The sequence below is a fragment of the Sphingobium sp. genome (assembly GCF_033795625.1).
Taxonomy (GTDB): domain Bacteria; phylum Pseudomonadota; class Alphaproteobacteria; order Sphingomonadales; family Sphingomonadaceae; genus Sphingobium.
Genome location: NZ_JARYGI010000006.1, coordinates 93,663 through 117,573, shown reverse-complemented (window position 1 = coordinate 117,573; position 23,911 = coordinate 93,663). Strand labels below are relative to the sequence as shown.

Genomic DNA, 23,911 nt, shown 5'->3' with positions numbered 1-23,911 from the left:
CGGCGCGGTCTAATCCGGCGCCCATGATATGGAAAGCCGCATGATGGACAGCGCGACCGGCAATGGCGGCATGTGGCGCACGCGCATCCTGCCCCGGATCGAACGGTGGTCGGCACAGGCGGACCGCGAATGGATGTTCGTCACGTTCATCCTGTGGGTCGGCCTTGCCTCCTTCTATGTCGTGTCGCACTGGAGCCAAGCGCACTGGCTGGTGCTGAGCGATACGGATGACAATATCCGCTTCGTGCAGGTAAAGGACTGGCTGGCGGGACAGGGCTGGTACGATCTGCGGCAATATCGGCTCGATCCGCCCGGCGGCGCGAACATCCATTGGTCGCGGCTGGTGGATTTGCCAATCGCCGGATTGATGCTGTTTTTTCGGCTGTTCACTGACATTCCCACGGCAGATCGCCTCGCCTGCGCCATCGCGCCGCTGCTGCCTTTATTGCCGATGATGTTGAGCCTTGCCTTCATCGTGCGGCGGCTGGCAGGCGGGAACGCGTGGATCATCGCTGCGCTGGCGCCGCTGGCCGCGGGGATGGGCCTCAGCATGTATATGCCGATGCGGATCGACCATCATGGCTGGCAACTGGCACTGACCGTGGCAGTGCTTGCCGGGACAGTGGACCGCAACTGGCTGCGCGGCGGGGTCGTGGCAGGCCTCGCCAGCGCCGTCTCCATCGCCATCGGCATGGAGATGATCGTCTATCTGGCGGCGGCGGGCGGCATCATCGCGCTACGCTGGGTGTTCGAGGATGGCGCGGCGCGGCGTATGCGGCCCTATGCGCTCGGTCTTGGCGGCGGGATCGGGCTGCTGTTCGTCCTGACGGCCAGCTATGCCAATCGTGCTCCGGTGTGTGACGCGCTCTCGCCGGTTTGGGTGGGGATACTCGGCGCGGCAGCGGGCGGCATGGTGCTGCTGACCTATCTGCCGCTGAGGAACTGGCAACAGCGGCTGACCGCCGGGGTCGTGGTCGGCGCGATCGTCGCCGCGTTCGCATTCAGCAATTGGCCGCAATGCCTGACCAGCGCCTATCAACTCTCGCCGGAACTGCAGAAACTGTGGCTCGCCAACATCCGCGAGGCCAAGCCGATCACTGCGCAGGCGCGCAATGTCGCCATACCGTTGCTGGCGCTGCCGGTGGTCGCGATTCTTGGTGCGCTCGTGGCCTGCTGGACGGCGCGTCGCGACAAAGAGACATTATGGGCGTGGGCCACGGTCACGCTGATGACGATCTTCGCGCTGGGCCTACTGTTCTGGCAGTTGCGCGCCGGGCCTGCCGCACAGTTTCTGGCGATCCCGGCAGCGGCCTGGGCAGCGTGGGCAGCGGCGCGAGCCGTGCTGTTCGGGCGACGCGCCTGGAGGATCGTCGGCGGTGTGGCAATGGCACTGGTTGCCGCCGTGCTGTTTGCTTATCCGCTCTATCCCGAAGCGAATCGGCTGATCGCGGACGTAATGGAAGCACCCCCAGCCAAGCCCAGCCCCGGCTTGGTTAAACGCACTGCAGCTATTCGCAAGGCGAATGGGCGCTGCCGGTCGCTCCCGGCGCTGGGGGCCCTTGACCAGCTTCCTTCCGCGACGATCTTCACGATGGTGGACCTTGGCCCCCGCATCATCGCAACCACGCATCATAGCGCCATAGCAGGCCCCTATCATCGCAACGGCGCCGCGATCCTCGACATACACCATGCGCTCGACGGCCAGCCCGAAGGGTTCCGTGCGATCGCCGCGCGGCATTTCGCGAAATATCTGCTGATCTGCCCCAACTTCCCCGAGGGCACCGTCTACCAGGCACGCAGCCCGAGAGGTTTTTATGCGCAATTGGTGCGCGGCAAGATACCCGAGTGGCTGAAGCTGGTGAACCTGCGCACCGGCTTCGCCCTGCCCTTCCAACTCTATCGCATCGACTATTCAGCGCCGAACCGCAAAAAAGCCCCTTAACAGGGCGGCCGAAGCCCCTTCGCCTATGCCGCCATAGACTTCAGGCCGGTACAGGCACTGCGGATGCGTGAAAATGCGCGCGCCATGGTCCACGCCCCCGCCTTTCGGGTCCTGCGCGCCAAAATAGAGCCGATCGATGCGAGCATGGGAAATGGCCCCCGCGCACATCGCACAAGGTTCGAGCGTCACCCAAAGTTCGCAATCGGTCAGGCGAAAATCGCCCAGCCTGTCCGCCGCCGCGCGAATCGCGACAATCTCCGCATGGGCCGTCGGATCCTTGTCGCGACGATTGCGATTTTCGCCCTCAGCTATCACGACGCCCCGCCGCACGATGACTGCCCCTATCGGCACTTCGCCCGCTTCCGCCGCCGCGCGCGCCAGTTCCAGCGCACGGCTCATATATTCGGACGGCGGGAAAGGCAGGGACATCGGAGCCCTCTACCGCCCGCGTGCGCGCGTGAGCAAGCCCCGCCGTTATTCCGGCTTCTGGACGTTGACGGTGGGGACCGCGACCGTCTCGTTACGTGTACCGACCTCAACCTTCACCACGTCCGCCTTGTATGCAGGCAGCGTGCCTTCCTTGACCGCAACGGCAGGCAATGTCGCATCGCGCGTTTGCTCGACCTTCAGGAGGCCGAACGCCATGGCCCCGCCGACCAACAACACGGCCAGCAACACCAAGCCCAACAAAAATCTTATCATTGCGTCCTCCTCGAACTATAGCATCCTAACGCAGATCAGCCTTTAAGGTTGCCATGTGTAACGAACCTCAAGGGTTGACGGATTGCCGAGTTCCGGCTATCCGCGCCGCTTTCCGGGCAACCCGAACCTTCTAAACCTTCTGAGTACAGGGCTGATTGATATGTCGCGCATTTGCGAGCTGACCGGCACGACCCGCCAAGTGGGCCACAACGTGTCTCATGCCAACAACAAGACCAAGCGGGTGTTTCTGCCGAACTTGCAGAACGTCACGCTGCTTTCCGAATCGCTGGAAAAGGGCGTCAAGCTGCGCGTATCGACCAAGGGCCTGCGCTCGGTCGAGCATGTCGGTGGTCTCGACAACTGGCTGCTGAAGACCAATGACGAGAAGCTGTCGCTCAAGGCGCAGCGCCTGAAGCGCGAAATCGTGAAGAAGCAGAAGGTCGCTGCCTAAATAGCCGCGACTCGCTTCCTGCGACTTAAGAGAGGCGGCCTCCGGGTCGCCTTTTTTATTGCTTCAAGTCTATTTCACTGCGTCAGGCTGGCCGGGATTTCGAACTTCAGGAGCAGGCTGCGCTGAAAGAACTGGTGATTGTCGTCGGACGCCATCCACAAAATCCTGCGGCCGCGTTCCTCCGACAGGGCCAGCGCCTCGAAATTATCGGCAAGTAGCGGCGGCGCGAATCGGGCAAGGTCCTGCGCGACCAGCACCGCCCCCGCCCGGAGCGGGGGGAGCTTTACCAATGCGATGACGGCCGTGAACCCTTCGTGGAGCGTGACACGGCGATTGAGCACCAGCAAATGCGAATCATCCAGCGCCACCACATCGGTCGGACGATAGCCCTGCGGCGCCCGATAGCTGAGGCGCAGCGGCGGTACGCTCTTCGACAAGGCAGGGTCCTGCTGGAACAGCAGCAGGTCGTTGCTGCCGTCCTTGCCATAGCCATATTCCGAAAACAGCAGGAAGCGGCCATCGGGCAGCCGCACCATTGCTTCACCGCTCCCCGTCTCCGGCCAGCGCTTCACCGCCGGCCATTCCATGCAGGCGTCCAGCCGCGCGAACCCGGCCGAGTAGCGGCAGATGCGCTGGATCAGTTCGAACGACACCCAATGCTTGCCGGTCGCCGGGTCATAGGTCTGCGCTTCGGAATCCCAACTATAGCTGGGCAGGCCCTTTTCCAGACGACGCACCGGAAGCGGCGCAACGAACTGCCGCCCGGTCTTCCCGTCCAGCGAAAAGCCGAACAACGTGCCCGAATCGCTCAACGCCAAAATGCTGCCGTCCGGCTTCACCTGCATCGACGAGATGCCGCCGAAAGCGGGATGGGTGCTGGTAAGTTGCCAGCCGCCAAGGAACCGGAAAGGCCCGACATGATCGCGACCGGGATCGTCACTGTCGAGCGCCAGCGGATGCACCGTCACCAGCAGCGAGCCCGACCGGCGCGGGGCGCTCTTGTTCGGCATGGGCGGCGAAAGCAGCAATATAGCCAGGAGAAGGATGAGGGCGATCCGCGACATCTGCACCGTCGATAGGAGATTTGTGGACCGAGCACACGGCAAAACTCACGCAATGTGAACGCAGGATAACTGAACAATCGCTGTCACCCGCGTTCAGCCTGCCATCAAGGCGAATCATCCATAAGGGGGTCATCGAGAGGGACAGTGATTCGAAAGTCGCCCTCCCGGACAGAGTTTGATAAGGAGTAACGCCATGAAGAAGTCCGCTTTCCTCAACATGGGTGCTGCGCTGGCAATGGGCGTTGCATCTTTCGTCGCTACCTCGGCCCCTGCCATGGCCCGCGATAATTATCGCGGCTATGAGCGCGGTTACGACCGGGGCGACTATTATCGCGGCGGCGACCGTCGCCAGTATCGCGGTGATCGCTACTACCGGAACAACGGCTATCGCAACGATGGCTACCGCAGCCAGAACTACTATCGTGGCGGCGACCGTTATTCCTACCGCTGCCGTGACAATGGCACGGGCGGCACCATCATCGGCGCGATTGCCGGTGGCCTGCTCGGCAACGAAGTCGCAGGCCGTGGCGACCGCACCACCGGCACCATATTGGGTGCTGGCGTCGGCGCTCTGGCAGGCCGCGCGATCGACAAGAACAATGGCCGCCGCTGCTAGTACCGGGCAGCGAACCATAGAATCGAACGAAGAGGCTGGCCCCGAGAGGGGCTGGCCTTTTTGTCGGACTCGTAATATTGTTTCGGAACGCAGCAACATTAGATCAATGCTAGCGACTGCGTTCTGGAGCGTTCCCGATGTCCGCCCTGCCCCTGCCCTTTCCGGCGCTCAACGCCGATTCCGCTGCCTTCCGCCAGCGCCTTCCCTATGATCATCGCCGTGCCGAACCCGAGGTGCTGCGTCCGCTGATCGAGCGCGCGCGGCTTGGCGACCAGGATCGGGCGGCGACGGTCAAGCGGGCAAAGGCGCTGCTGAAGGACCTCCGCGCGGCGCAGACCTATGGCTGGGTGAATCAGTTCCTCCAGGAATATCGGATGAACACGGCCGAGGGCATTGCGCTGCTCAGTCTGGCCGAAGCATTTCTGCGGGTGCCCGATCCCGACACTGCAGACCAACTCATTGCAGACAAGATCGGCGAAGGTGACTGGCGTGCGCATAGCGGCAAGTCGCATAGCGGCCTTGTCAACGGGGCGACATGGGGCCTGGTGCTGGGCCGCGTCATGGTGCGTGAGGACGATCGCGCCGGCGTCCTGCGCAAGCTGATCGGGCGCGCGGGCGAGCCATTCGTGCGGACGGCCGTCGGCGCGGCGATGCGGTTGATGGGCGAAGTCTTCGTGATGGGCCGCACCATCGAGGAAGCGATCCGCCGCATGGACAAGAAGCAGCATCGCGGCTTTACCGCGAGCTTCGACATGCTCGGCGAAGGCGCGCGCACCTATGACGACGCGGCGCGCTATTTCGACAGTTACGGCAATGCGATCCGGGAAATCGCCGCTCAGGGGGAGAAGGGTCACAGCATATCGGTGAAGCTGTCGGCGCTGCACCCGCGGTACGAGGCAAGCCAGTCCTGGCGCTGCATACCCGAACTCACTGAGATGCTGCTGTCGCTGGCGAAGCAGGCGGCGGCCAGCAATGTCGCGCTGACGGTCGACGCGGAGGAATCGCAGCGGCTGGTGATGTCGCTCGACATCATCGAAACTGTGGCGCGGCATCCTGAGCTTCGTGGCTGGGACGGGCTTGGCATGGCGATCCAGGCGTACAGCAAGCGCGCGCGGGCCGTGGTCGGCTGGGCCGATGCCGTGGCGCGCGACCGGGGCACGCGGATGGCGGTGCGGCTGGTCAAGGGCGCTTATTGGGACAGCGAAATCAAGTTTACGCAGGAGCGCGGACTGTCGGGCTATCCGCTGTTCACGCGCAAGGCGGCGACGGACGTGTCCTATCTGGCCAGCGCGCGGGACATGCTGGACGCGACGCACCTGTACCCCGCCTTCGCCAGCCACAATGCGCTGACGGTGGCGACGATCCTGCAATGGGCAGGCAAGCGGCGGGACTTCGAGTTTCAGCGGCTGCACGGCATGGGCGAAGGATTGTACGAGCGGCTAGTGCGCGACGAGGGGCATCATTGCCGCATCTATGCGCCCGTCGGCGGGCATCAGGATCTGCTGGCCTATCTAGTGCGGCGACTGCTGGAGAATGGCGCGAATTCCAGCTTCGTGCATCAGTTGGCGGATGCGGGAACATCCGAGGACGAACTGCTTGCCGATCCGGTGGAGAAGATCGCGCGAGTCGGCGGTGCGCCTCATCCGGCAATTCCCCTGCCGCGCGACCTGTTCGCGCCGGAGCGGGCGAATAGCGCGGGCGTGGATCTGGAGGATCGGGATATTCTCGCGCAGGTCATGACTGAGGTGCGGGCAGACATTGAAGCCCCGTTCGGGCTGAGCCCGTCGAAGCCTGCACCTGAACGAAGTGAAGAGACTTTGCCTGCGGCTCAGCTTCATCCTTCGACAAGCGCAGGACGAACGGACGTTGATGTCGAGAATATCGCGAAGTCTGCCTTCGACCGTACCCACGCCGCCTTCCCGGCATGGGCAGCAACGCCGCTCGCCGCGCGCGCCGAGTGCCTCGACCGGCTGGCGGACTTGATGGAGGAGCGCCGTCCGCAGTTGATGGCCATCGCCTGCCAGGAAGCGTTCAAGACGATCCCGGATGCCCTGGGCGAAGTGCGGGAGGCCGTCGACTTCTGCCGATATTATGCCGCGCAGGCGCGTCAGGGCCTAGCGCCCATCACCCTCCCCGGACCCACGGGCGAGCGCAATGTGCTGCGGATGGAGGGGCGCGGCGTGTGGATCTGCATCGCGCCGTGGAACTTCCCGCTGGCGATCTTCATCGGGCAAGTCGCCGCCGCGCTCGTAACGGGCAACACGGTCGTCGCCAAGCCCGCGCCGCAGACGCCGCTCATCGCCGCCGCTGCCGTGGCTCTGGCGCATGAAGCGGGCGTGCCCGTCGATGCGCTCGTGCTGGCGCCGGGCGGGGCGGAGATGGGCAAGGCACTGACCGCCGATCCGCGCATCGCGGGCGTAGCTTTCACTGGGTCGGTCCCGGCGGCGAAGGCCATTGCGCGCGCCCTGCTGGAAGGCCCGGAGGACCGCCCCATCGTGCCGCTGATCGCGGAGACCGGCGGCATCAACGCGATGATCGTCGATTCGACGGCGCTGCCCGAACAGGTCGTGCGCGATATCATCGTTTCCGGCTTCCAGTCGGCGGGACAACGCTGTTCGGCACTCCGGCTGCTGCTGGTGCAGGAGGAAGTGCTGGACCGGACGCTCCACATGCTGAAGGGCGCGATGGACGCGCTGGTCGTCGGCGATCCGACCGATAGCCGCACCGATGTCGGCCCAGTCATCGACAGACCGGCCTATGACCGGCTGATGGCGCATCGCGAGGCCAGCGCCGCCCGGATCGTCCATTCGGTCGCCGTGCCGAAGGAAGGGCTGTTCGTACCGCCGACAGTGATCCGGCTGGACAATCTGGACCAGCTCGATCGCGAAGTCTTCGGCCCTATCGTGCATGTGGCGACATGGCGTGCGGGCGAACTGGAGCAGGTCATCCGGCGTGTGAATGCCAAGCGATTTGGCCTCACCATGGGCCTGCACAGCCGCATTGCGCGCACCGCCGGATCGGTCGAAGCGCTGGCGGAAGTCGGCAATCTATACGTCAACCGATCGATGATCGGCGCAGTCGTTGGGTCGCAGCCCTTCGGCGGCGAAGGGCTGTCGGGCACTGGCCCCAAGGCAGGCGGTCCGCATTATCTCCATCGCTTCTGTGCCGAACGCGTGACATCGACGGACACCACCTCGGCGGGCGGTAACGCAAGTTTGCTCAGCCTGGAGGATGAGGGGTAGTTTGCCGGGGCGCAGAAGCGTAAGGGGCCTCTATCGATACCGGAGGCTCGGATGAACGAGGCAAATGACAGCACGCAAAACCTTGGGGCCAGGCGTCTCTCGGCCATCGAGACTGGCGTGCGCGGGCTGTGTCCGCGCTGTGGAAAAGGGCACATCTTTCAGGGCTTCCTGACGGTGCGCGACCATTGCGAGGTGTGCGGGCTCGACTATTCCTTCGCCGATCCGGCTGACGGCCCCGCCGTGTTCGTGCAGCTGTTCGCCTGTGTACCGGGCGTCATCTTCATCGTCATGCTGGAAATCATGGCAAGGCCGCCACTCTGGGTGCATTTGCTCGTCGGCGTCCCGGTGCTGTTGCTGACTACCGTGCTGCCACTGCGGCCGATCAAGGGCTGGCTGATCGCGGCGCAATATCTCACGAGAGCGCAAGAGGCGGGCACGTCCGAGCTGTGGAATAAGCTCCATGGCCGGAGAGAGGAAGATGGCCCCGGCCCGTCCTGAACGAACAGTCTCACGGTTCGACAAGTTTAGACCCGCCCCTTGATTTCCTGCTATTTTGTGACACGATACGGCTCCTCAACGAGTGGGGGCTGTCATGAATCTTTCGTGGGATACGTCTGTTCGATTTTTTCGTGGAAACGGCGAGCCGGGTTTTCGTTGTACGTTCAAAGGGTGCCTTGCGTTATTTGCTGGTATGTCGCCTGACGAGCGGTTCCTCGCTTTCGCGGAATTCGATCAGCCGGTAAGTATGGGCGGAAAGAACCAGCTTATCGAAATGGGTGCACGTGAACTGGAAGCGGCGGCGGAGTTGCTGAAATACAGGCCGCATTGAGCGGTGGTGTTATGGCGTAATACTGTTGATCCCCTTTCGAGGGGGGCTTAAACGCACCGCATGTCCCATGCCCCCTATCCCGCGCTACGCCTGCGCCGCACCCGTGCCTCCGCCTGGTCCCGTGCCATGCATGCCGAGCATCGGATCGCCGCTGCCGACCTGATCTGGCCGCTGTTCGTCACCGAAGGCAGCGGCGTCGAGGAGCCCATTGGCAGCCTGCCCGGCGTGTCGCGCTGGTCGGTTGACGGCATTGTCACTCAGGCGAAGCTGGCGCGCGACCTCCGCATCCCTTGCCTCGCCTTGTTCCCTAATACGCAAGCGGAACGGCGCAGCGATGACGGGGCCGAAGCACTCAATCCCGACAATCTGATGTGCCGTGCGATCCGCGCGATCAAGGACGCCGTGCCCGAGGTTGGCATACTGACAGACGTGGCGCTCGATCCCTACACCGCCCATGGGCAGGACGGGCTCCTGGACGATCGCGGCTATGTGCTGAACGACGCCACGATCGAAGTGCTGGTCGGCCAATCGCTCAATCAGGCGGCGGCGGGCGCAGACATCATCGCGCCCAGCGACATGATGGACGGACGCGTCGGCGTCATCCGCGAGGCGCTGGAGAGCGAAGGCCATGCCAATGTGCAGATCATGGCCTATGCCGCCAAATATGCGAGCGCCTTCTATGGTCCGTTCCGAGATGCCGTGGGATCGAGCGGGCTGCTGAAGGGCGACAAGAAAAGCTATCAGATGGACCCCGCCAATGGTGAGGAAGCGCTACGTGAAGTGGCGCTCGACTTGGCCGAAGGTGCCGACAGCGTGATGGTGAAGCCAGGGCTGCCCTATCTCGATATCGTGGCGCGGGTGAAGGATGCGTTCGGCGTGCCGGTGTTCGCTTATCAAGTGTCTGGCGAATATGCGATGATCGAGGCGGCGGTCGCCGCTGGTGCGGGAGATCGGGAGGCACTGGTGCTGGAAACGTTAATGAGCTTCAAGCGGGCGGGCTGCACCGGCGTGCTGACCTATCACGCCCCCTTGGCAGCCCGGTTGCTGGGCGCATGAAGCAGGAACTCCACCCCGGCGCGAGCATCATTGCCCTGAACGGCGTCGCGCCGCGCATCCATGAGAGCGCCTTCATCGCGCCGGGATGCCGGATCATCGGCGACGTCGAGATCGGGCCGGAGGCGAGCGTCTGGTATAATTGCGTGATCCGGGGTGACGTCAATCGCGTGGTCATCGGCGCGCGCACGAATATTCAGGACGGCACGATCATCCATTGCGATTCGGACAAGGACGGAAGCGGCGGCTTTCCGACGATCATCGGCGCGGACGTGCTGGTCGGGCATATCGTGATGCTGCACGGCTGCACGCTGGAGGATCGGGCGTTTGTGGGGCTCGGCTCGATCGTGATGGACGGCTGCGTCGTGGAGGGTGACGCGATGCTCGCGGCGGGCGCCATGCTGACGCCGGGAAAGCGCCTACCGTCTCGCCAACTTTGGAGCGGCCGCCCGGCGAAATTCATGCGCGAGCTGACCGACGAGGCGGTGATCGGCATGCGCAGCGGCGTCGAACATTATGTCCATCACGCCCACGCACATAAGGGCGCGGTGCGAGCAGCGCTGGACGAATAACGAGTCTTCCGGAACGAAGCTCAGGGCTGCGAGAGCATCGCTTTCAAGGCGTCCAGCCGGTCATTCTGCGAATCGACAGCCGCCAGCGCCTGAGCGCGCGCCGCATCGATGGCATCGACCGATCCGGTAAGCTTGCCATCGGCAATGGCGTTAACGCGTTCGGTATACAGCGTATCCAGCGCCGCCAGGGCAGAGACGCTGTCATTGCGGGCTGATTCCAGTCCGCTGATCGCAGCCTGCGCAGCAACCCAGGCCTCACTCGACACCGCTGCGCCGGACGCGGCCCGGGCCAGCCGCTCCGCCGCGGGATAGCCTTTGTCGAAAGAGGCAACTCCTGAAGCCGCCTGCGCTGCATAGCGCGATAGATCGGCATCGGACGCAGCCGGCGCGGCAGGCGCAGGTGCGACTGCAGGCGTTTCATAATCACGCGTCTCTACCGGACGACGCGCCAGCGAGGGATAGGCGCTGTTGTCCGCCACGCCTGCGGCACAGCCAGTCAGCAGCAATGCCAGTGAGGAAAGAAGCGGACGGAAGATCATGGCTCCCGCATCTAGGGTGCAAGCGTGGCCCTTGCAATGGTTGCAGATGCGCACCGGATTGGCAGGCCGGGCAAAAGCCCCTACCGGCATGCGCATGCTAAGCAACGTCATCGCCATTCTTCCGGTGTTCCTGATCCTGCTCGTCGGCTTCGGCGCAGGAAAAATCGGCTTTTTGGGCGATGGCGCAGCGACCTTCCTCAATCGCTTCGTGGTCTGGATTCCGCTCCCTTGCCTGTTGTTCGATGTGGTGGCGACGACCGACTGGGCTCGGCTCTGGCACCCCGGCTTCGTGGCAGTGTCGCTGATCGGCAGCCTTATAGCTTTCGCAATGGGCCTGATGATCGGGCGGCTACGCGGCCTTTCTATTGCCGACATGGGCGTGGAGGGGATGAACGCCAGCTACAGCAATGTCGTCTACATCGGCTTGCCGCTGCTGACGCTGACGCTGGGAAGTGCGTCGCGCCCTTATCTCGTGGTGGCTGGCACACTGACACTCACCACGTTGTTCATGGCGGGAGTCGCCCTGATCGAGTTCGGGAGCAGTCGAGCGCCCGGATCGCGGAAAGGCGGCTGGCGGACCCTGCTCGGAATGCTCGGTGGCATGGCGCGCAACCCCGTGATCGTGTCTCCCCTTGCAGGCCTGATCTTCTGGCTCACCGGGTGGCATCTACCCGCGCCCCTTCATCAGTTCATGACGATGCTGGGTGGCGTCTCCAGCCCGGTCGCGCTGGTGGCTGTCGGGCTGTTCCTGGCGCAACGACCTATTCTCCAGACCGTGCGGAAACCGGCCATCCACGCCCTGGCCTTGATAAAGCTGGTCGTGCATCCGGTGGTCACTGCCTGGCTGGCGTGGCGCGTCTTCGCCTTGCCCTCCGATGTGGCGATAATAGCCATAGCGATCGCCGCGCTGCCCACCGGCACCGGGCCTTTCATGATCGCGGAACTTTATGTTCGGGACGCCCGCGTCACGTCGGGCACCATCATCGTGACGACCCTGGCATCGGTAATGACGATCGCAGCGGTGTTGGCGCTCCTGCAACCCTAAGCGGCGAAGGTGCTTTGAAGCCTGAAAATGGGCTGGTTAAATGGCAATCCGGTTGACAGGCGGGACTCAATCCAATAACGGGCCACTTTCCCGCGCGGGGTCTTCCGGGGCTGATGCTCCTTGTTTCCGCGTCACGCAGTTTGGATTAGAAGAGAAAAGCCATGTTCGCAGTCGTGCGCACGGGCGGCAAGCAGTATCGCGTTGCCGCAGGAGACAAGATCGTGATCGAGAAGATCGCCGGCGAAGCTGGTGACCAGATCACGCTGGACGATGTCCTACTGGCCGGCGAAGGCAGCGACCTGAAGGACACCGCGGGCCTGACGGTCGCGGCAGAAATCATCGCGCAGGCGAAGGGCGAGAAGGTTATCGTCTTCAAGAAGCGCCGCCGTCACAACTATCGCCGCAAGAACGGCCACCGCCAGCGCCATACGATCCTGAAGATCATTGCCATCGGCGGCGAAGAGAAGAAGGCAGCGCCGAAGAAGGCCGCAGCCAAGACCGAAGACGCAGCGGCTGCAGAAGCCTGAGCGCGATTAGAGATCTGAGGAGTTTAGACAATGGCACATAAGAAAGCAGGCGGTTCTTCGCGCAATGGTCGCGACTCTGCTGGCCGTCGCCTTGGCGTGAAGAAGTTCGGTGGCCAGGAAGTGATCGGCGGCAACATTATTATTCGGCAGCGCGGCACGCGCGTATATCCGGGCCGTAACGTCGGTATCGGCAAGGACCATACGTTGTTCGCGCTCACCGAAGGCCGCGTGGTATTTCACGATGGCAAGCTCGGCCGCAAATATGTGTCGGTCGACATGATGGCGGAAGCCGCAGAATAACGGACGACATCCATTTCGGGTCGTCCAATGGGCGCCCCGGATGAGGGCCTTTCCTCCACAGGAAAGCAAATCATCGGACGAGGGAAACGGGGCGCTCCGAAAGGGTAGCGCCCCGTTTCCGCGTGTAACGCAGATTATGGCGTAACCTTTTCTTTTCCCTCATGGTTTTCTTGGAACAACGGCCTGTCTCGTGCGTCACACGAGTGGCCTTCCCAAGAAAGAGGCTGTCGCGAAGCCGTAACGCAAAGCAGGCAATGCGCCTGGCATTGCGGGGCTGACGACGAGAATAAGAGAGGACTACTCATGTTTGCACGCACAAGCCGCCTGCTGCTGCGGCCCGGCTGGGAAGAAGACGCGTCGGCGCTGGCTCACGCCATTGGCGAGGAGAGCATCGTGCGCAATCTTGCACGTGCGCCCTGGCCATATCGCGTTGCGGATGCCGAAGCCTATTTGAGCGCGGAACGTGAGCCGCACTTGCCCGATTTCCTGATCTTTGCACGCACGCGCGGCGCGCCGCGGTTGATCGGCGGCTGCGGGATCGCGCGTTCGGATGAGGGTGCGCTGGAGCTCGGCTATTGGATCGCGCGGCCTTATTGGGGTCTTGGCTTCGCCACGGAAGCGGCGCGCGCCGTCATGCAGATCGCCCGCTCCACAAGCCTCGACGGCATAGCTGCCAGCCATTTCATGGACAATGCCGCCTCCGGCAACGTCCTGCGCAAGATCGGCTTCCGCCGCACCGGCATCGTCAAGCCGCTGTTCAGCCCGGCCCGTGGGGAAACGGCCCCTTGCGAAATGTATGAGATGACTGACGAAGTGGCTATGCCGCGAACTGACCCGGCGCTCGAAGTCTATGGCGACGAGGTGCAACCGCTGGCCGCATGAATGCTGAGCCTCTCCCGTTGACAGGGAGAGGCTCAGGCGTCCCCGCTTTAGGCCGCTACCGCTCCCGGCAGCAGCGCGTCGGCATAATCGCTCGACGCCAGCGCAATCAGCGCGCGGTCGTCATGGTTCCAGGGATGGAAGCCGGGCAGGAAATAGCCGATCCACGCGCCCAGGATCTTGCGCACCATGCCGGGACGCCCGAACGCGAACCACGCCATCCGCGCCCAGACGCGGGGGCCGCTCAGGCCGTCCTGCCGCAGCAGTTCGAGGATACCGCGCGTACGGTGGTGGAAGAACCGCTGGGTGACAAGGAGCATCAGCATCGACTTCACTTTCCAACGCTTGAACCGGCTCCAGTCCCGCGTCGCATGCAGCCAGGTGTCGTAGGCGACGCCCTTGTGCTCGACTTCCTCAAGCGCATGCCAGCGCCACAGCTCCCGCGATTCGGCATCCGCATTCTCCAGATGATGAGAGTCGGCCAGCAACTGATGCGCCAGGATCGCCGTGAAATGCTCCAGCGCCATGGTCGCGGCGAGGTCCACGATCTTGGGCCGGCCCTTGATCTCATCCAGTGAGTCCGCCACGTCCTTCTCCAGCAGCGACACGTCATAGCCCGCATCGGTGACGCGGCGGTTGAATGCGACATGCTCGCGGCTGTGGATAACTTCCTGCTTGATGAAGGCATTGATTTCCGCCTGTAGCCGCGGCGGCGTGCCATCGCGGAACGCGCGAACGCTGTCGACGAAGAACGCCTCGCCGCGCGGGAACGTCACCGACAGCGCGTTGTAGAACGCCGTGCCGATCGGGTCTCCGCCCAGCCACCAGCGGGCCTGTACCGCCTCGCCGCTTTGTGCGCGGCCAAATCGGCGGTCGCGGGGCGTGATCGACAAGTCGGCGGGGGCGAGAGATGAAATCTCGGTAGCCATGGTGTTTTCCACTTTTGCTGTCTAACTGACATTGCTGCAAATAGAGGTTACTTACACTAGTGTCAATAACGCGCCGCCGTCTGAGCCCGCTCGAAAGCCGAACCGCCGCACTGGAAGCCGCACGCGCGCTGCTGCTGGAGGCAGGGCCGCAGGCCGTGACGCTGAAGGCGGTTTCGGCGCGCGTGGGGCGAACCCATGCCAATCTGCTGCATCATTTCGGATCGGCCTCCGGCTTGCAGAAGGCGCTGGCGGGCTATCTCGCGGACATGATCACCGCCACCATCGGGGACGCCGTGAAGAAGGCGCGGCGTGGCGAAGTGGCCCCGCGCACCATAGTGGACCTGACGTTCGACGCCTTCGACAAGGAAGGCGCAGGCGCGCTGGCGTCGTGGATGATGGCATCGGGCAATGAGGATGCGCTGGACCCGGTGGTTGAGGCGATCCACCGGCTGGTGGACGAACTCTCCGCGAGCGAACCCACACGCCCGCAGATCGCCGAACACACACTGGCGCTGGTGCTGAGTGCGCTGGGCGATTCGATGATGGGCGCGCCAATGGCGAAGGCGCTCGGGCTGCCGCGCACCATGGCCCGCGATCTGGCGACGCGGACGCTGTTCGCCTCGATGGCGCTGGCGGAATCGCCGGAAGTCGGCGCGGCGCTGACGGACTGGATGACGGCAAACGCGCCCGAGAATAAGGCGGGCTAAGCTTCGCCCTTCGCGCAAAGGTTTAATTTGCGACGGAATGCAGCTAAGGGCCGCCAATGCATTTTCTAGACCAGGCAAAAATTTACCTCCGCTCCGGCAGCGGCGGCCCCGGCGCCGTCAGCTTTCGCCGGGAGATGTATGTCGAATATGGCGGTCCCGACGGCGGCAATGGCGGCAAGGGCGGCGACATCATCTTCGAAGCGATAGAGGGCCTCAACACTCTAATCGACTTCCGCTACACCCAGCATTTCAAGGCACAGCGCGGCACGCCCGGCATGGGCAAGAACCGCTATGGCGCAGGCGGCAAAGATTTGATTATCAAGGTGCCGATCGGGACGCAGGTCATCGCGGACGATGGCGAAGGCACCGTGCTGGCCGATTTCACCGTGCCCGGCGAGCGCGTCGTGTTCCTGCGCGGCGGCGACGGTGGCCGCGGCAACATGTCCTACAAGACCAGCACCAACCGCGCCCCGCGCCAGCACGGCACCGGATGGCCGGGCGAGGAAATGTGGGTCTGGCTACGACTGAAGCTGCTGGCTGACGTCGGGCTGGTGGGGCTTCCGAATGCGGGCAAGTCCACTTTCATCAATCAGGTGAGCAACGCCAAGGCGAAGGTCGGCGACTATCCCTTCACGACCACCAAGCCGCAACTGGGCGTCGTCAGCCACAAGGGCCGCGAGTTCGTGCTGGCCGACATTCCAGGACTGATCGAAGGCGCGGCGGAGGGCGCAGGGATCGGCGACCGCTTCCTGGGGCATATCGAGCGATGCCGGGTGCTGCTGCATTTGGTCGACGCGACGCTGGACGATCCGGTGGAGGCATGGCGGATCGTGCAGGATGAGCTGGTGGCCTATGGCGGCGGCCTCGAAGACAAGCCGCAATTGCTGGCGCTGAACAAGGGCGATCTGCTGGGCCCCGAACTGATGGAAGACATTGCGGAGCAGATGCGCGAGGCAGGTGCGGAAGAGATCTTCATCATCTCCGGCGGCACGGGCGCGGGCATATCCGAACTGCTGGACCGCGTGATCCCCGAACTGGGACCGGAGCAGCGCAACGCCAGCAGCTATCGCATGGATGTCGATCCGGGGGAGGAACAGGGGGAAGCGGAACCGTGGTCGCCGCTGTAGCTTGTCGGTTGGCGCGCACCCTCCTCCCGTTCGCACAACTTCCAACTCCGTTCGGGCTGAGCCTGTCGAAGCCTTCTACTGAGCGCAGGCGAAGTCACTTCACTTCGTTCGGTAGAATCCTTCGACAAGCTCAGGGCGAACGGATTTTTTTCCAGGCTCACACTTCAAAGATATGCCCTCCGTGACTCTCGCCGGTTTCCCTCCTGCCCTATGCCGCCGGATCGTCATCAAGATCGGCTCTGCGCTTCTCGTCGATCCGACTGGCGACCCGCGCACCGCGTGGTTGCGCACCCTCGTCGGCGAAATCGCCGCGCGCCGCGCCGAGGGGCAGCAGGTCATCATCGTGTCGTCCGGTGCCATCGCGCTGGGTGCGCGACGCCTGGGCCTGTCCAAAGGCGGGCGCGGCAGTCTTGAGGATGCACAGGCCGCCGCCGCCGTCGGACAGATCGCGCTGTCACAGGCATGGGCGATGCTGCTTGGCGAAGAGGGCATCACCGCCGCGCAGATGCTGGTGACGCTGGACGATCTGGAAAACCGCCGCCGCTATCTCAATGCCTCAGCCACGCTGGAGCGGCTGCTGTCGCTTGGCGCGGTTCCGGTGGTGAACGAGAATGACAGCGTCGCGACTGCCGAAATCCGCTTCGGCGACAATGACCGGCTCGCGGCGCGGATCGGTCAGGCCGCTCGGGCTGACGCAGTTGTGCTGCTGTCTGACGTGGACGGGCTTTACACGGCCAACCCGCACGTCGATGCGACCGCTATGCTGGTAGAGAATGTGGAAAGAATCGACGCGAGCGTCATGGCGATGGCAGATGGCGGATCGGGATCCGGCATGGGCTCGGGCGGCATGCGCTCGAAGATCGAAGCGGCGAAGATCGCCACGGGCGCGGGCGCGCATCTCGCCATCATTTCGGGCCATGTCGAAGCGCCACTCGAAAGCTGGGCGAATGGCGGGCGCGGCACGATCTTCCATGCTGCCGAGAGCCGTCGGGCGCGCAAGAGCTGGCTTGCGGGGCGGCTGACCACGCGCGGCCACCTGACCATAGACGCCGGCGCGGAACGGGCGCTGGCGAGCGGCAACAGCCTGCTTCCCATCGGGGTGCGCAGCGTTTCCGGCAGTTTCGCACGCGGCGATGTCGTGGACATTCTGGCCGAAGACGGGCGCATATTGGCGCGCGGCCTCTCCGAATATGACAGCGGCGACGCCGTCAAAATCGCAGGCAAGCGGAGCGAGGATATCGCCGCGATCCTGAGCGATGTGCCCCGCTCCGTCCTCATCCACCGCGATCACATGGTGCTGCTGGCCCAATGACCCCATTTCGTTTGGCCGTAACCGGCGCGACGGGCTTCGTCGGCGCCGCGACACTCGACTCCGCAATCGCTGCGGGGATCAAGATCAGCGCCCTCACCCGCAAGCCGACCTTTCCACGCCGGGGCGTGACCTGGACGCCCGGCGCACTGGACGACCGCGAGAGCCTGGAACGGCTGATCGTCGATGCCGACGCCGTGCTGCACATTGCGGGCGTGGTGAACGCGCCCAATCGCAAGGGCTTCGCGGAGGGCAACGCCACCGGCACGATGAACGTGGTCGATGCGATGCGCCGCACCGGGATCCGCCGGATCGTGCATGTATCCTCGCTCGCCGCGCGTGAACCGCGACTCTCCGACTATGGATGGTCGAAGGAACTGGCCGAGCGGCACGTCATGGCGAGCGCGCTGGACTGGACCATCGTGCGCCCGCCCGCCATCTACGGCCCCGGCGACAAGGAAATGCTGGACGTCTTCAAGATGGCCTCGAAGGGCTTCGTCATGCTGCCGCCCGGCGGTCGCTTGTCGGTCATCGAAGTCAGCGATCTGGCGCGGCTGTTGCTGACGCTGGCGCAGGATCGCGGCGCAAGCCTCGCCCAGACCTATGAAGTCGATGACGGCACGCCCGGTGGCATGGCCCATGCCGAGTTCGGGCAGGCCATCGGCAAGGCGCTAAGCCGCCCGGTCCGTGCCCTGGCAACGCCGCGCTGGCTGTTGAATGTAGCGGCCGTCACCGACCGGATGGTGCGAGGCCGCAAGGCGAAGCTGACGCAGGACCGCGTCGCCTATTTCTGCCACACCGACTGGGTCTCACGGCCGGAAATGGCCGTCCCCACCAGCTTGTGGACGCCGACGGTCCGGCTCGATGCCGGACTGAAAGCCACGGTCGCAGGCTATCGCACGAGGGGCTGGCTCTAAACCGGCCTTCCCAGCACAAGCTCGACCGCAAAGGCCGCGAAGCTCAGCACCAGCCCGCCCAGAAATATACGGTAGGCATATCCCAGAAACTTGTACTTCTTGTGCTGGAGCACCTGCCCATTCTGGTAGATGTCGCGCAGCATCACGCGATACAGCGCCTCGTCATCATCCAGCTTCGCGACGATCCGGTCGGTAAATTCCTGCTCCGACAGGCTGGTGAAGATACCGAAGAACAGGATGTTGGCGTCCTCCCCCACCGGGCCATCCACGCGCGTAACCTTCGGCAGCACAGAGATGATCGCGCAGGTCGCCGCCAGAAATGCGCCCGTCGCCAATATCGCGATAGGGATGATCATGTGCCCGGTGCGTAACTGCCCCACGGCCAAAGTGAATACGACGAAGGCCGCGCCCATCAGCATATTGGCCTTCTGATCGGCCATCTGGCTCAGTTGCAGGTTCGCGGCCAGCGACGTGCGCACCAGATGGATGGCATTGGGCACCAGCGGGCGCTTGCCTGCATCCTGTATTTTTTCAGCCATCGCCATCCCCTTTGATCGAGCACAACCATCGCACCCCATGCACATTGCGGCAAGATAGCGCCTGATTACCGCCTTATTCCCTTGCCAAAGGGAAGCGATACAGCGCAGAAACCGCGCCTTGCACAGCTAAATACAGTCCAGAAAGACGAAAGCATGACCGATCGCCAGACCATTTTCGCGCAAGTCGCGGAACAGATCGCCCCGTTCAACAAAAAAGGCGTCGCGCTGACCGAAGCGACGACTTTTGCCGGCGATCTGGAGTGGGACAGCCTGACGGTCATGGATTTCGTGGCAGCGGTGGAGGATGAATTCGACATCCTCATAACCATGAACATGCAGGCGGAGATCGAGACTGTCGGCCAGCTTGTCGATGCCGTTGCGAAGCTGAAGGGCTGAAAACGACCATGACGCTCTCTGCACAGACCGCAAACGACGCCCAGACGCCCGACGAGATCACCGGCGCGCGCGACCTCCTCTCCAAATTCGACGCGCTGATCGCCGAGCGCGAGGCGCTGATGGCGACCGGCGTGCGCGACCCCTTCGCCATAGTGATGGACGAAGTGAAGTCGCCGACGCTCGCCGTCATCAAGGGCAAGGACACTATCCTGCTCGGCACGTACAATTACATGGGCATGACCTTCGACCCCGATGTGGTCGCGGCGGGCAAGCAGGCACTGGACGAGTTCGGCGCGGGCACGACCGGCAGCCGCGTGCTGAACGGCACCTATCAGGGGCACAAGGAAGTCGAGACCGCGCTCCGCGAATTCTACGGCACCGATCACGCCATGGTGTTCTCGACGGGCTATCAAGCGAATTTGGGCATCATCTCAACGCTCGCGGGCAAGGGCGATTACGTCATTCTCGACGCGGACAGCCATGCGTCGATCTATGACGGATGCTTCCTAGGCAATGCGGAAATCGTCCGCTTTCGCCACAACAGCGTCGAGGATCTGGACAAGCGCCTCGGCCGCCTGCCTACAGACGCACAGAAGCTGGTGGTGCTGGAGGGCGTCTATTCGATGCTGGGCGATATCGCCCCGTTGCCCGACATGGTCGCGGCCGTGCGCAAGCACCAGAACTGCATGATCCTGGTCGACGAAGCGCATGGCATGGGCTTTTTCGGGCCCAATGGCCGCGGCGTTTACGAGGAACAGGGTGTTGAGAAGGACGTCGATTTCGTCGTCGGCACCTTTTCCAAATCGGTCGGCACAGTCGGCGGCTTTTGCGTTTCGAACCATCCCAAGTTCGACGTCATGCGCCTCGTCTGCCGCCCCTATGTCTTCACCGCGTCGCTGCCGCCCAGCGTCGTCGCCACCGCCGCGACTTCAATCCGCAAGCTGATGCACGCGCAGGACAAACGCGCGCATCTGTGGGAAAACAGCCGCCGCCTGCATGGGGGCCTCAAGGCGCTGGGCTTCAAGCTCGGCACCGATACGCCGCAGTCCGCCATCATCGCGGTGATCCTTGATGATCAGACACAGGCCGTCGCGATGTGGCAGGCGCTGCTGGAACTCGGGCTCTACGTCAACATGGCGCGCCCGCCCGCCACGCCTGCCGGCACGTTCCTGCTGCGCTGTTCGCTCTGCGCCGAACACAGCAGCGATCAGGTGACGCAGATCCTGGGCATGTTCGAAGCCGCTGGAAAAGCGACCCGCGCCATTACTTAAGTCATGCTACCGATTACACGGGGATGGAACAAACCTTTCCCCTGTGCGTGTTCTGCATTATGACTATGCGATGGTCGGGGCAATCATCGATAGCGGAGAGGAGCTGCCGAAGTCGCGGCGGGTGCTTCGCCGCATCCTGGCGCTGCTGATCGGCTTACCTTTGATAGGGGCACTGGCGGCCCTTCTCTACTTCACCAGCGTCGCCAGCCAGGACCGCGAGACGGCCCTCGCCGAGCAGCGGCACAGCTTCGAAGTCATCACTCTCGCCAACCGGCTGGACGCCACGATCGCCAAATCGGAAACCACGCTCGCCCGCTATGTGATCAGCACCGATCCCGACATCGGCCGCCTGTTCCAGTCCCAATGGCGCGAGGCAGGTGCGCAGCTCGATGCGCTGGCGCGGGCCACCCGGAAGAGCAGCTGGCAGCGGGCGGCAGTCGGTGGGTTGCGCGAAGCCTATGTCGATCGTGGCCAAACGCTCAGCGAGATTGGACTGCGCACGACCTATGACCAGAAGATGGGCGCACTGTCGCAGTTCCACAAAGCGGGCTCAGCCGCCAATCTGAAGCACATCAACGAACGCCTCGCCGCCATCATCCAGGCTGAGAACGCACGCCTTGCGGAGCGAAGCACCGCCGTCAGCCTTGCGGGAGACCGAAGTGCGCGCGCCAATCAGACCTATCAACTCGTCGGGCTGGTTATCCTGGTGGGATCACTGTGCGCAGCATGGGCGGCCGTTTCCGCCTGGGCCGACCGGCGCAATGCCCGGCGGCTTGCCGACGCCGAAATGATCCGCGCCGACCGGCTGGAAGCCGCGGTCGCCAGCCGCACGATCCAGTTACAGGATGCCAATGCCCGGCTGAAGCAGGAAGCGACGGAGCGCGCCGCCGCCGAAGAAAGTCTGCGCCAGATGCAGAAGATGGAGGCCGTGGGACAACTGACCGGCGGCATCGCGCATGACTTCAATAACATGCTTGCAGTGGTGTCCGGCGGCCTGGAGCTGGCGCGCCGCAGACTGCATGAAAGCCCACAGGTCGCGCAGCGGCATCTGGACAACGCCATGGAGGGCGCCAATCGCGCATCCGCCCTGACGCGTCGCTTGCTGGCGTTCGCCCGCGCCGAGCCCCTGCTCCCAGCGGCAGTCGACCCCGATACGCTGATCCGCGACATGATCGAGCTGATAGACCGCACCATCGGCGACCAGATCGTCGTCACACTTGATCCGGCAGCATCCGGCTGGGCAATCTTCGTCGACCGGCACCAGCTTGAAAACGCGATCCTGAATCTGTGCGTCAACGCCCGCGATGCGATGGAAGGGCGCGGCACGCTCACCATTTCGACGGCGCAAGCGACGCTAGCGCCCGCCGAAATCGGGGAATGCCCCGGGGGAGAATATATCCGCCTGTCAGTCAAGGACAGCGGCTGCGGCATGACCCCCGAAGTGCTGCAGCGCGTGTTCGAGCCGTTCTTCACCACGAAGCCCGCGGGCAAGGGTACGGGCCTCGGCCTCAGCCAGATATTCGGCTTCGTGCGCCAGTGCTCCGGCGAAATCCGCATCCTGTCGGAGCCCGGCGCCGGCACGCAGGTCGAGCTGTACTTGCCCCGCAAGGCCATAACGGCGGCGCAGGCGGCCAAGATGGGCAGCGCGCCTGCCGAGCCCGACACGACCGATCTGCCGCCCACGCGCATCCTGCTCGTCGAGGACGACCCCCGTGTGCTTGCGCAATCGATGGAAGCAATAGCGGAACTCGGTCATCTGCCAGTCGCCTGCCCCTCCGCCGATGAGGCCACCGCCATGCTGGGACGCTTCGATGACATCGGCTTGATCGTCACGGACGTCCTCATGCCTGGAATGACCGGACCGGAGATGATCGCCAGCCTGCCGGAGCGTTATCGGTCGATCCCCGTGCTGTTCGTCACTGGCTACGCTGGCGATATCGAGAATGCGGATATGTTCGAAGGGCATCAGGTGCTGCGCAAGCCCTATACGCTCGCGGTCCTGTCCCGATCCATTTCGGAGGCGATTGGCAGGAACGGCCCCGACGCTACCGGATCGCACCCGTCCCAAACAGCCGAGGCAGCAGAGTGACAGCGCCGAGCAGCGGCCAGCGCCGCTGCCAAGGTTTGATTGCGATCTTAGTGCCTGCGTGCCGGTTGATCTTCCACGCCAGATAATCGATGCCGCCCGCAAATGTGAAGCTCGCCTTCGCCAGCCGCGCCACCGTCAGCCATTTGCCGCGCCGCTGGAGCGCGCGCCAGCGGCGGGCGTTGGCGGCGATGTCCTTGGCCGTGAATAGCGCGGTGCGACGCTGCGGACAGGCAGCGGCGAAGCGCGCATAGCGATCCGGGTCGCTGTCGACGATGGAGCCCGAACGCGTATTCCGCTCCGCCCGCAACTCCGCGCCATAGGTCAGCGCAAAGCCCGTCCGCCACACATGCAACGCATCGCCCGGCCCGTCGACTTGCGCTGCGGGGGCGGCAAGTTCCAACAGCGTCGGCGCGGCGCGCGAGACCGCCACGACTGCACGGGCACGCGCCAACTCGTCGGCCACCCACAGCAACCGCGTCGGCTGCGCGAACCGTGCCCACACGGAAACATTGTCCGCCTCCGGCCCGCAGAGCCTATGGAAATCCGCTTCGCTCAGCACCGCATATTTGGCGATCAGGCCGTCATGCTCGAACGGAAACACATTGGGCGGGATCAGCCGGTTGGCCCGCGCCAGCCAGCTTTTTCCATAAGCCACCCTGTAATCCGAAACGATCAGATAGAAATCCAGCATCAACCCGTCGAGGTTGGCTTCCCGCAGACACGATCCGTAGAACAGCACGGCCCGCGCCGCGCCCGGATAGACGCTCGCCAACGCAGCCGCCATCGCGACCGCGCGCGGGTCCGCGGGCTGCGCCAGTTCTTCCGTGACGAGAGCGGAGATGGAGGCCGTCACATCGGCGATCCCG

The 23,911-nt window shown here is 63.9% G+C and carries 26 protein-coding genes; 19 read left to right on the top strand and 7 right to left on the bottom strand.

Annotation, left to right across the window (positions count from 1 at the left end):
• The first annotated feature begins 40 nt into the window (after window positions 1-40).
• The gene (locus tag QHC67_RS04895; protein WP_413818491.1) at window positions 41-1,942 is read left to right on the top strand and encodes a hypothetical protein; all 1,902 of its coding nucleotides are present in this window, start codon (window positions 41-43) and stop codon (window positions 1,940-1,942) included.
• Here the strand turns inward: QHC67_RS04895 and QHC67_RS04890 are convergent.
• Both QHC67_RS04890 and QHC67_RS04885 read right to left on the bottom strand, forming a co-directional pair.
• On the bottom strand, window positions 1,913-2,371 hold the full coding sequence (locus QHC67_RS04890; protein WP_319291782.1) for a nucleoside deaminase: 459 nt from the start codon (window positions 2,369-2,371) through the stop codon (window positions 1,913-1,915). The genes QHC67_RS04895 and QHC67_RS04890 overlap by 30 nt on opposite strands.
• A gap of 45 nt (window positions 2,372-2,416) precedes the next feature.
• A complete protein-coding gene (locus tag QHC67_RS04885) occupies window positions 2,417-2,644 on the bottom strand; it encodes a hypothetical protein (protein WP_319291780.1) in 228 nt (75 codons plus the stop codon).
• Between the two features lie 160 nt (window positions 2,645-2,804).
• Here QHC67_RS04885 and rpmB point away from each other — a divergent pair, with 160 nt between their 5' ends.
• Window positions 2,805-3,095 carry a 50S ribosomal protein L28 gene (gene rpmB, locus QHC67_RS04880; RefSeq protein WP_319291777.1) on the top strand — a complete coding sequence of 97 codons (291 nt, stop codon included), beginning with the start codon at window positions 2,805-2,807 and terminating at the stop codon, window positions 3,093-3,095.
• Window positions 3,096-3,169: 74 nt separating this feature from the next.
• Here rpmB and QHC67_RS04875 read toward each other — a convergent pair whose 3' ends face one another.
• The gene (locus QHC67_RS04875) at window positions 3,170-4,159 is read right to left on the bottom strand and encodes an esterase-like activity of phytase family protein (protein WP_319291774.1); all 990 of its coding nucleotides are present in this window, start codon (window positions 4,157-4,159) and stop codon (window positions 3,170-3,172) included.
• Window positions 4,160-4,352: 193 nt separating this feature from the next.
• Between QHC67_RS04875 and QHC67_RS04870 the strand changes: the two genes are divergently transcribed.
• The 6 genes from QHC67_RS04870 (at window position 4,353) to QHC67_RS04845 (ending at window position 10,471) form a co-directional block, all read left to right on the top strand.
• Window positions 4,353-4,775 carry a glycine zipper 2TM domain-containing protein gene (locus tag QHC67_RS04870; RefSeq protein ID WP_319291771.1) on the top strand — a complete coding sequence of 141 codons (423 nt, stop codon included), beginning with the start codon at window positions 4,353-4,355 and terminating at the stop codon, window positions 4,773-4,775.
• A gap of 137 nt (window positions 4,776-4,912) precedes the next feature.
• Window positions 4,913-8,017, top strand: coding sequence for a bifunctional proline dehydrogenase/L-glutamate gamma-semialdehyde dehydrogenase PutA (putA, locus tag QHC67_RS04865; RefSeq protein ID WP_319291769.1), 3,105 nt, complete (start codon window positions 4,913-4,915; stop codon window positions 8,015-8,017).
• A 51-nt stretch (window positions 8,018-8,068) separates the two neighbouring features.
• Window positions 8,069-8,515, top strand: coding sequence for a DUF983 domain-containing protein (locus tag QHC67_RS04860; protein WP_319291766.1), 447 nt, complete (start codon window positions 8,069-8,071; stop codon window positions 8,513-8,515).
• A 94-nt stretch (window positions 8,516-8,609) separates the two neighbouring features.
• On the top strand, window positions 8,610-8,846 hold the full coding sequence (locus QHC67_RS04855) for a hypothetical protein (RefSeq protein ID WP_319291763.1): 237 nt from the start codon (window positions 8,610-8,612) through the stop codon (window positions 8,844-8,846).
• A gap of 60 nt (window positions 8,847-8,906) precedes the next feature.
• On the top strand, window positions 8,907-9,902 hold the full coding sequence (gene hemB / locus QHC67_RS04850; RefSeq protein WP_319291760.1) for a porphobilinogen synthase: 996 nt from the start codon (window positions 8,907-8,909) through the stop codon (window positions 9,900-9,902).
• A complete protein-coding gene (locus QHC67_RS04845) occupies window positions 9,899-10,471 on the top strand; it encodes a gamma carbonic anhydrase family protein (protein WP_319291757.1) in 573 nt (190 codons plus the stop codon). Before hemB ends, QHC67_RS04845 begins: the two co-directional genes overlap by 4 nt.
• A 20-nt stretch (window positions 10,472-10,491) precedes the next feature.
• Here QHC67_RS04845 and QHC67_RS04840 read toward each other — a convergent pair whose 3' ends face one another.
• Window positions 10,492-11,010, bottom strand: coding sequence for a hypothetical protein (locus QHC67_RS04840; protein WP_319291888.1), 519 nt, complete (start codon window positions 11,008-11,010; stop codon window positions 10,492-10,494).
• A gap of 94 nt (window positions 11,011-11,104) precedes the next feature.
• On the opposite strand from QHC67_RS04840, the gene QHC67_RS04835 reads away from it, so the two are divergent.
• From QHC67_RS04835 to QHC67_RS04820, 4 genes are all read left to right on the top strand, one after another.
• Window positions 11,105-12,055 (top strand): AEC family transporter, encoded by a 951-nt coding sequence (locus QHC67_RS04835; protein WP_319291754.1) that lies wholly within the window; start codon window positions 11,105-11,107, stop codon window positions 12,053-12,055.
• 161 nt (window positions 12,056-12,216) lie between these two features.
• Window positions 12,217-12,582, top strand: a complete 366-nt coding sequence (rplU, locus tag QHC67_RS04830) for a 50S ribosomal protein L21 (protein WP_104952133.1) — start codon at window positions 12,217-12,219, stop codon at window positions 12,580-12,582.
• A gap of 30 nt (window positions 12,583-12,612) precedes the next feature.
• Entirely contained in the window at window positions 12,613-12,882 is a 270-nt protein-coding gene (gene rpmA, locus QHC67_RS04825; RefSeq protein ID WP_127690325.1) for a 50S ribosomal protein L27, read from the top strand.
• A 303-nt stretch (window positions 12,883-13,185) separates the two neighbouring features.
• A complete protein-coding gene (locus tag QHC67_RS04820; RefSeq protein WP_319291744.1) occupies window positions 13,186-13,764 on the top strand; it encodes a GNAT family N-acetyltransferase in 579 nt (192 codons plus the stop codon).
• A 47-nt stretch (window positions 13,765-13,811) separates the two neighbouring features.
• Here the strand turns inward: QHC67_RS04820 and QHC67_RS04815 are convergent, their stop codons facing one another.
• Window positions 13,812-14,690, bottom strand: a complete 879-nt coding sequence (locus QHC67_RS04815; RefSeq protein ID WP_319291741.1) for a metal-dependent hydrolase — start codon at window positions 14,688-14,690, stop codon at window positions 13,812-13,814.
• 59 nt (window positions 14,691-14,749) lie between these two features.
• Here QHC67_RS04815 and QHC67_RS04810 point away from each other — a divergent pair, with 59 nt between their 5' ends.
• The 4 genes from QHC67_RS04810 to QHC67_RS04795 all read left to right on the top strand — a co-directional run bounded on the left by QHC67_RS04810 (window position 14,750) and on the right by QHC67_RS04795 (window position 18,750).
• On the top strand, window positions 14,750-15,397 hold the full coding sequence (locus tag QHC67_RS04810) for a TetR/AcrR family transcriptional regulator (RefSeq protein WP_319291738.1): 648 nt from the start codon (window positions 14,750-14,752) through the stop codon (window positions 15,395-15,397).
• 56 nt (window positions 15,398-15,453) lie between these two features.
• On the top strand, window positions 15,454-16,524 hold the full coding sequence (obgE, locus tag QHC67_RS04805; RefSeq protein ID WP_319291735.1) for a GTPase ObgE: 1,071 nt from the start codon (window positions 15,454-15,456) through the stop codon (window positions 16,522-16,524).
• A gap of 172 nt (window positions 16,525-16,696) precedes the next feature.
• Window positions 16,697-17,836, top strand: a complete 1,140-nt coding sequence (gene proB / locus QHC67_RS04800; protein WP_319291732.1) for a glutamate 5-kinase — start codon at window positions 16,697-16,699, stop codon at window positions 17,834-17,836.
• Complete coding sequence (locus QHC67_RS04795; RefSeq protein WP_319291730.1) at window positions 17,833-18,750, top strand: NAD-dependent epimerase/dehydratase family protein; 918 nt, start codon at window positions 17,833-17,835, stop codon at window positions 18,748-18,750. The genes proB and QHC67_RS04795 overlap by 4 nt, the downstream gene beginning before the upstream one ends.
• Here QHC67_RS04795 and QHC67_RS04790 read toward each other — a convergent pair.
• Window positions 18,747-19,289, bottom strand: coding sequence for a Pycsar system effector family protein (locus QHC67_RS04790; RefSeq protein WP_319291727.1), 543 nt, complete (start codon window positions 19,287-19,289; stop codon window positions 18,747-18,749). The genes QHC67_RS04795 and QHC67_RS04790 overlap by 4 nt on opposite strands.
• A 153-nt stretch (window positions 19,290-19,442) precedes the next feature.
• On the opposite strand from QHC67_RS04790, the gene QHC67_RS04785 reads away from it, so the two are divergent.
• The 3 genes from QHC67_RS04785 (at window position 19,443) to QHC67_RS04775 (ending at window position 23,045) form a co-directional block, all read left to right on the top strand.
• Entirely contained in the window at window positions 19,443-19,685 is a 243-nt protein-coding gene (locus QHC67_RS04785; protein ID WP_319291724.1) for an acyl carrier protein, read from the top strand.
• Window positions 19,686-19,693: 8 nt separating this feature from the next.
• Window positions 19,694-20,956 (top strand): serine palmitoyltransferase, encoded by a 1,263-nt coding sequence (gene spt, locus QHC67_RS04780; protein ID WP_319291722.1) that lies wholly within the window; start codon window positions 19,694-19,696, stop codon window positions 20,954-20,956.
• A 70-nt stretch (window positions 20,957-21,026) separates the two neighbouring features.
• A complete protein-coding gene (locus QHC67_RS04775) occupies window positions 21,027-23,045 on the top strand; it encodes an ATP-binding protein (RefSeq protein ID WP_319291885.1) in 2,019 nt (672 codons plus the stop codon).
• Here QHC67_RS04775 and QHC67_RS04770 read toward each other — a convergent pair.
• On the bottom strand, window positions 23,002-23,898 hold the full coding sequence (locus QHC67_RS04770) for a hypothetical protein (RefSeq protein ID WP_319291720.1): 897 nt from the start codon (window positions 23,896-23,898) through the stop codon (window positions 23,002-23,004). The two genes, QHC67_RS04775 and QHC67_RS04770, sit on opposite strands and share 44 nt — an antisense overlap.
• Between the last annotated feature and the right edge of the window lie 13 nt (window positions 23,899-23,911).

Excerpts from the sequence above, each read along its gene's own strand:
- QHC67_RS04870 (WP_319291771.1), top strand. The coding sequence starts at position 4,353 with ATGAAGAAGTCCGCTTTCCTCAACATGGGTGCTGCGCTGGCAATGGGC.
- rpmB (WP_319291777.1), top strand. The coding sequence starts at position 2,805 with ATGTCGCGCATTTGCGAGCTGACCGGCACGACCCGCCAAGTGGGCCAC.
- QHC67_RS04790 (WP_319291727.1), bottom strand. The coding sequence starts at position 19,289 with ATGGCTGAAAAAATACAGGATGCAGGCAAGCGCCCGCTGGTGCCCAAT.
- QHC67_RS04840 (WP_319291888.1), bottom strand. The coding sequence starts at position 11,010 with ATGATCTTCCGTCCGCTTCTTTCCTCACTGGCATTGCTGCTGACTGGC.
- QHC67_RS04855 (WP_319291763.1), top strand. The coding sequence starts at position 8,610 with ATGAATCTTTCGTGGGATACGTCTGTTCGATTTTTTCGTGGAAACGGC.
- putA (WP_319291769.1), top strand. The coding sequence starts at position 4,913 with ATGTCCGCCCTGCCCCTGCCCTTTCCGGCGCTCAACGCCGATTCCGCT.
- QHC67_RS04785 (WP_319291724.1), top strand. The coding sequence starts at position 19,443 with ATGACCGATCGCCAGACCATTTTCGCGCAAGTCGCGGAACAGATCGCC.
- proB (WP_319291732.1), top strand. The coding sequence starts at position 16,697 with ATGCCCTCCGTGACTCTCGCCGGTTTCCCTCCTGCCCTATGCCGCCGG.
- QHC67_RS04795 (WP_319291730.1), top strand. The coding sequence starts at position 17,833 with ATGACCCCATTTCGTTTGGCCGTAACCGGCGCGACGGGCTTCGTCGGC.
- QHC67_RS04815 (WP_319291741.1), bottom strand. The coding sequence starts at position 14,690 with ATGGCTACCGAGATTTCATCTCTCGCCCCCGCCGACTTGTCGATCACG.
- rpmA (WP_127690325.1), top strand. The coding sequence starts at position 12,613 with ATGGCACATAAGAAAGCAGGCGGTTCTTCGCGCAATGGTCGCGACTCT.
- QHC67_RS04820 (WP_319291744.1), top strand. The coding sequence starts at position 13,186 with ATGTTTGCACGCACAAGCCGCCTGCTGCTGCGGCCCGGCTGGGAAGAA.
- hemB (WP_319291760.1), top strand. The coding sequence starts at position 8,907 with ATGTCCCATGCCCCCTATCCCGCGCTACGCCTGCGCCGCACCCGTGCC.
- QHC67_RS04835 (WP_319291754.1), top strand. The coding sequence starts at position 11,105 with ATGCTAAGCAACGTCATCGCCATTCTTCCGGTGTTCCTGATCCTGCTC.
- QHC67_RS04885 (WP_319291780.1), bottom strand. The coding sequence starts at position 2,644 with ATGATAAGATTTTTGTTGGGCTTGGTGTTGCTGGCCGTGTTGTTGGTC.
- QHC67_RS04845 (WP_319291757.1), top strand. The coding sequence starts at position 9,899 with ATGAAGCAGGAACTCCACCCCGGCGCGAGCATCATTGCCCTGAACGGC.
- QHC67_RS04895 (WP_413818491.1), top strand. The coding sequence starts at position 41 with ATGATGGACAGCGCGACCGGCAATGGCGGCATGTGGCGCACGCGCATC.
- QHC67_RS04875 (WP_319291774.1), bottom strand. The coding sequence starts at position 4,159 with ATGTCGCGGATCGCCCTCATCCTTCTCCTGGCTATATTGCTGCTTTCG.
- rplU (WP_104952133.1), top strand. The coding sequence starts at position 12,217 with ATGTTCGCAGTCGTGCGCACGGGCGGCAAGCAGTATCGCGTTGCCGCA.
- spt (WP_319291722.1), top strand. The coding sequence starts at position 19,694 with ATGACGCTCTCTGCACAGACCGCAAACGACGCCCAGACGCCCGACGAG.
- QHC67_RS04775 (WP_319291885.1), top strand. The coding sequence starts at position 21,027 with ATGGTCGGGGCAATCATCGATAGCGGAGAGGAGCTGCCGAAGTCGCGG.
- QHC67_RS04890 (WP_319291782.1), bottom strand. The coding sequence starts at position 2,371 with ATGTCCCTGCCTTTCCCGCCGTCCGAATATATGAGCCGTGCGCTGGAA.
- QHC67_RS04860 (WP_319291766.1), top strand. The coding sequence starts at position 8,069 with ATGAACGAGGCAAATGACAGCACGCAAAACCTTGGGGCCAGGCGTCTC.
- obgE (WP_319291735.1), top strand. The coding sequence starts at position 15,454 with ATGCATTTTCTAGACCAGGCAAAAATTTACCTCCGCTCCGGCAGCGGC.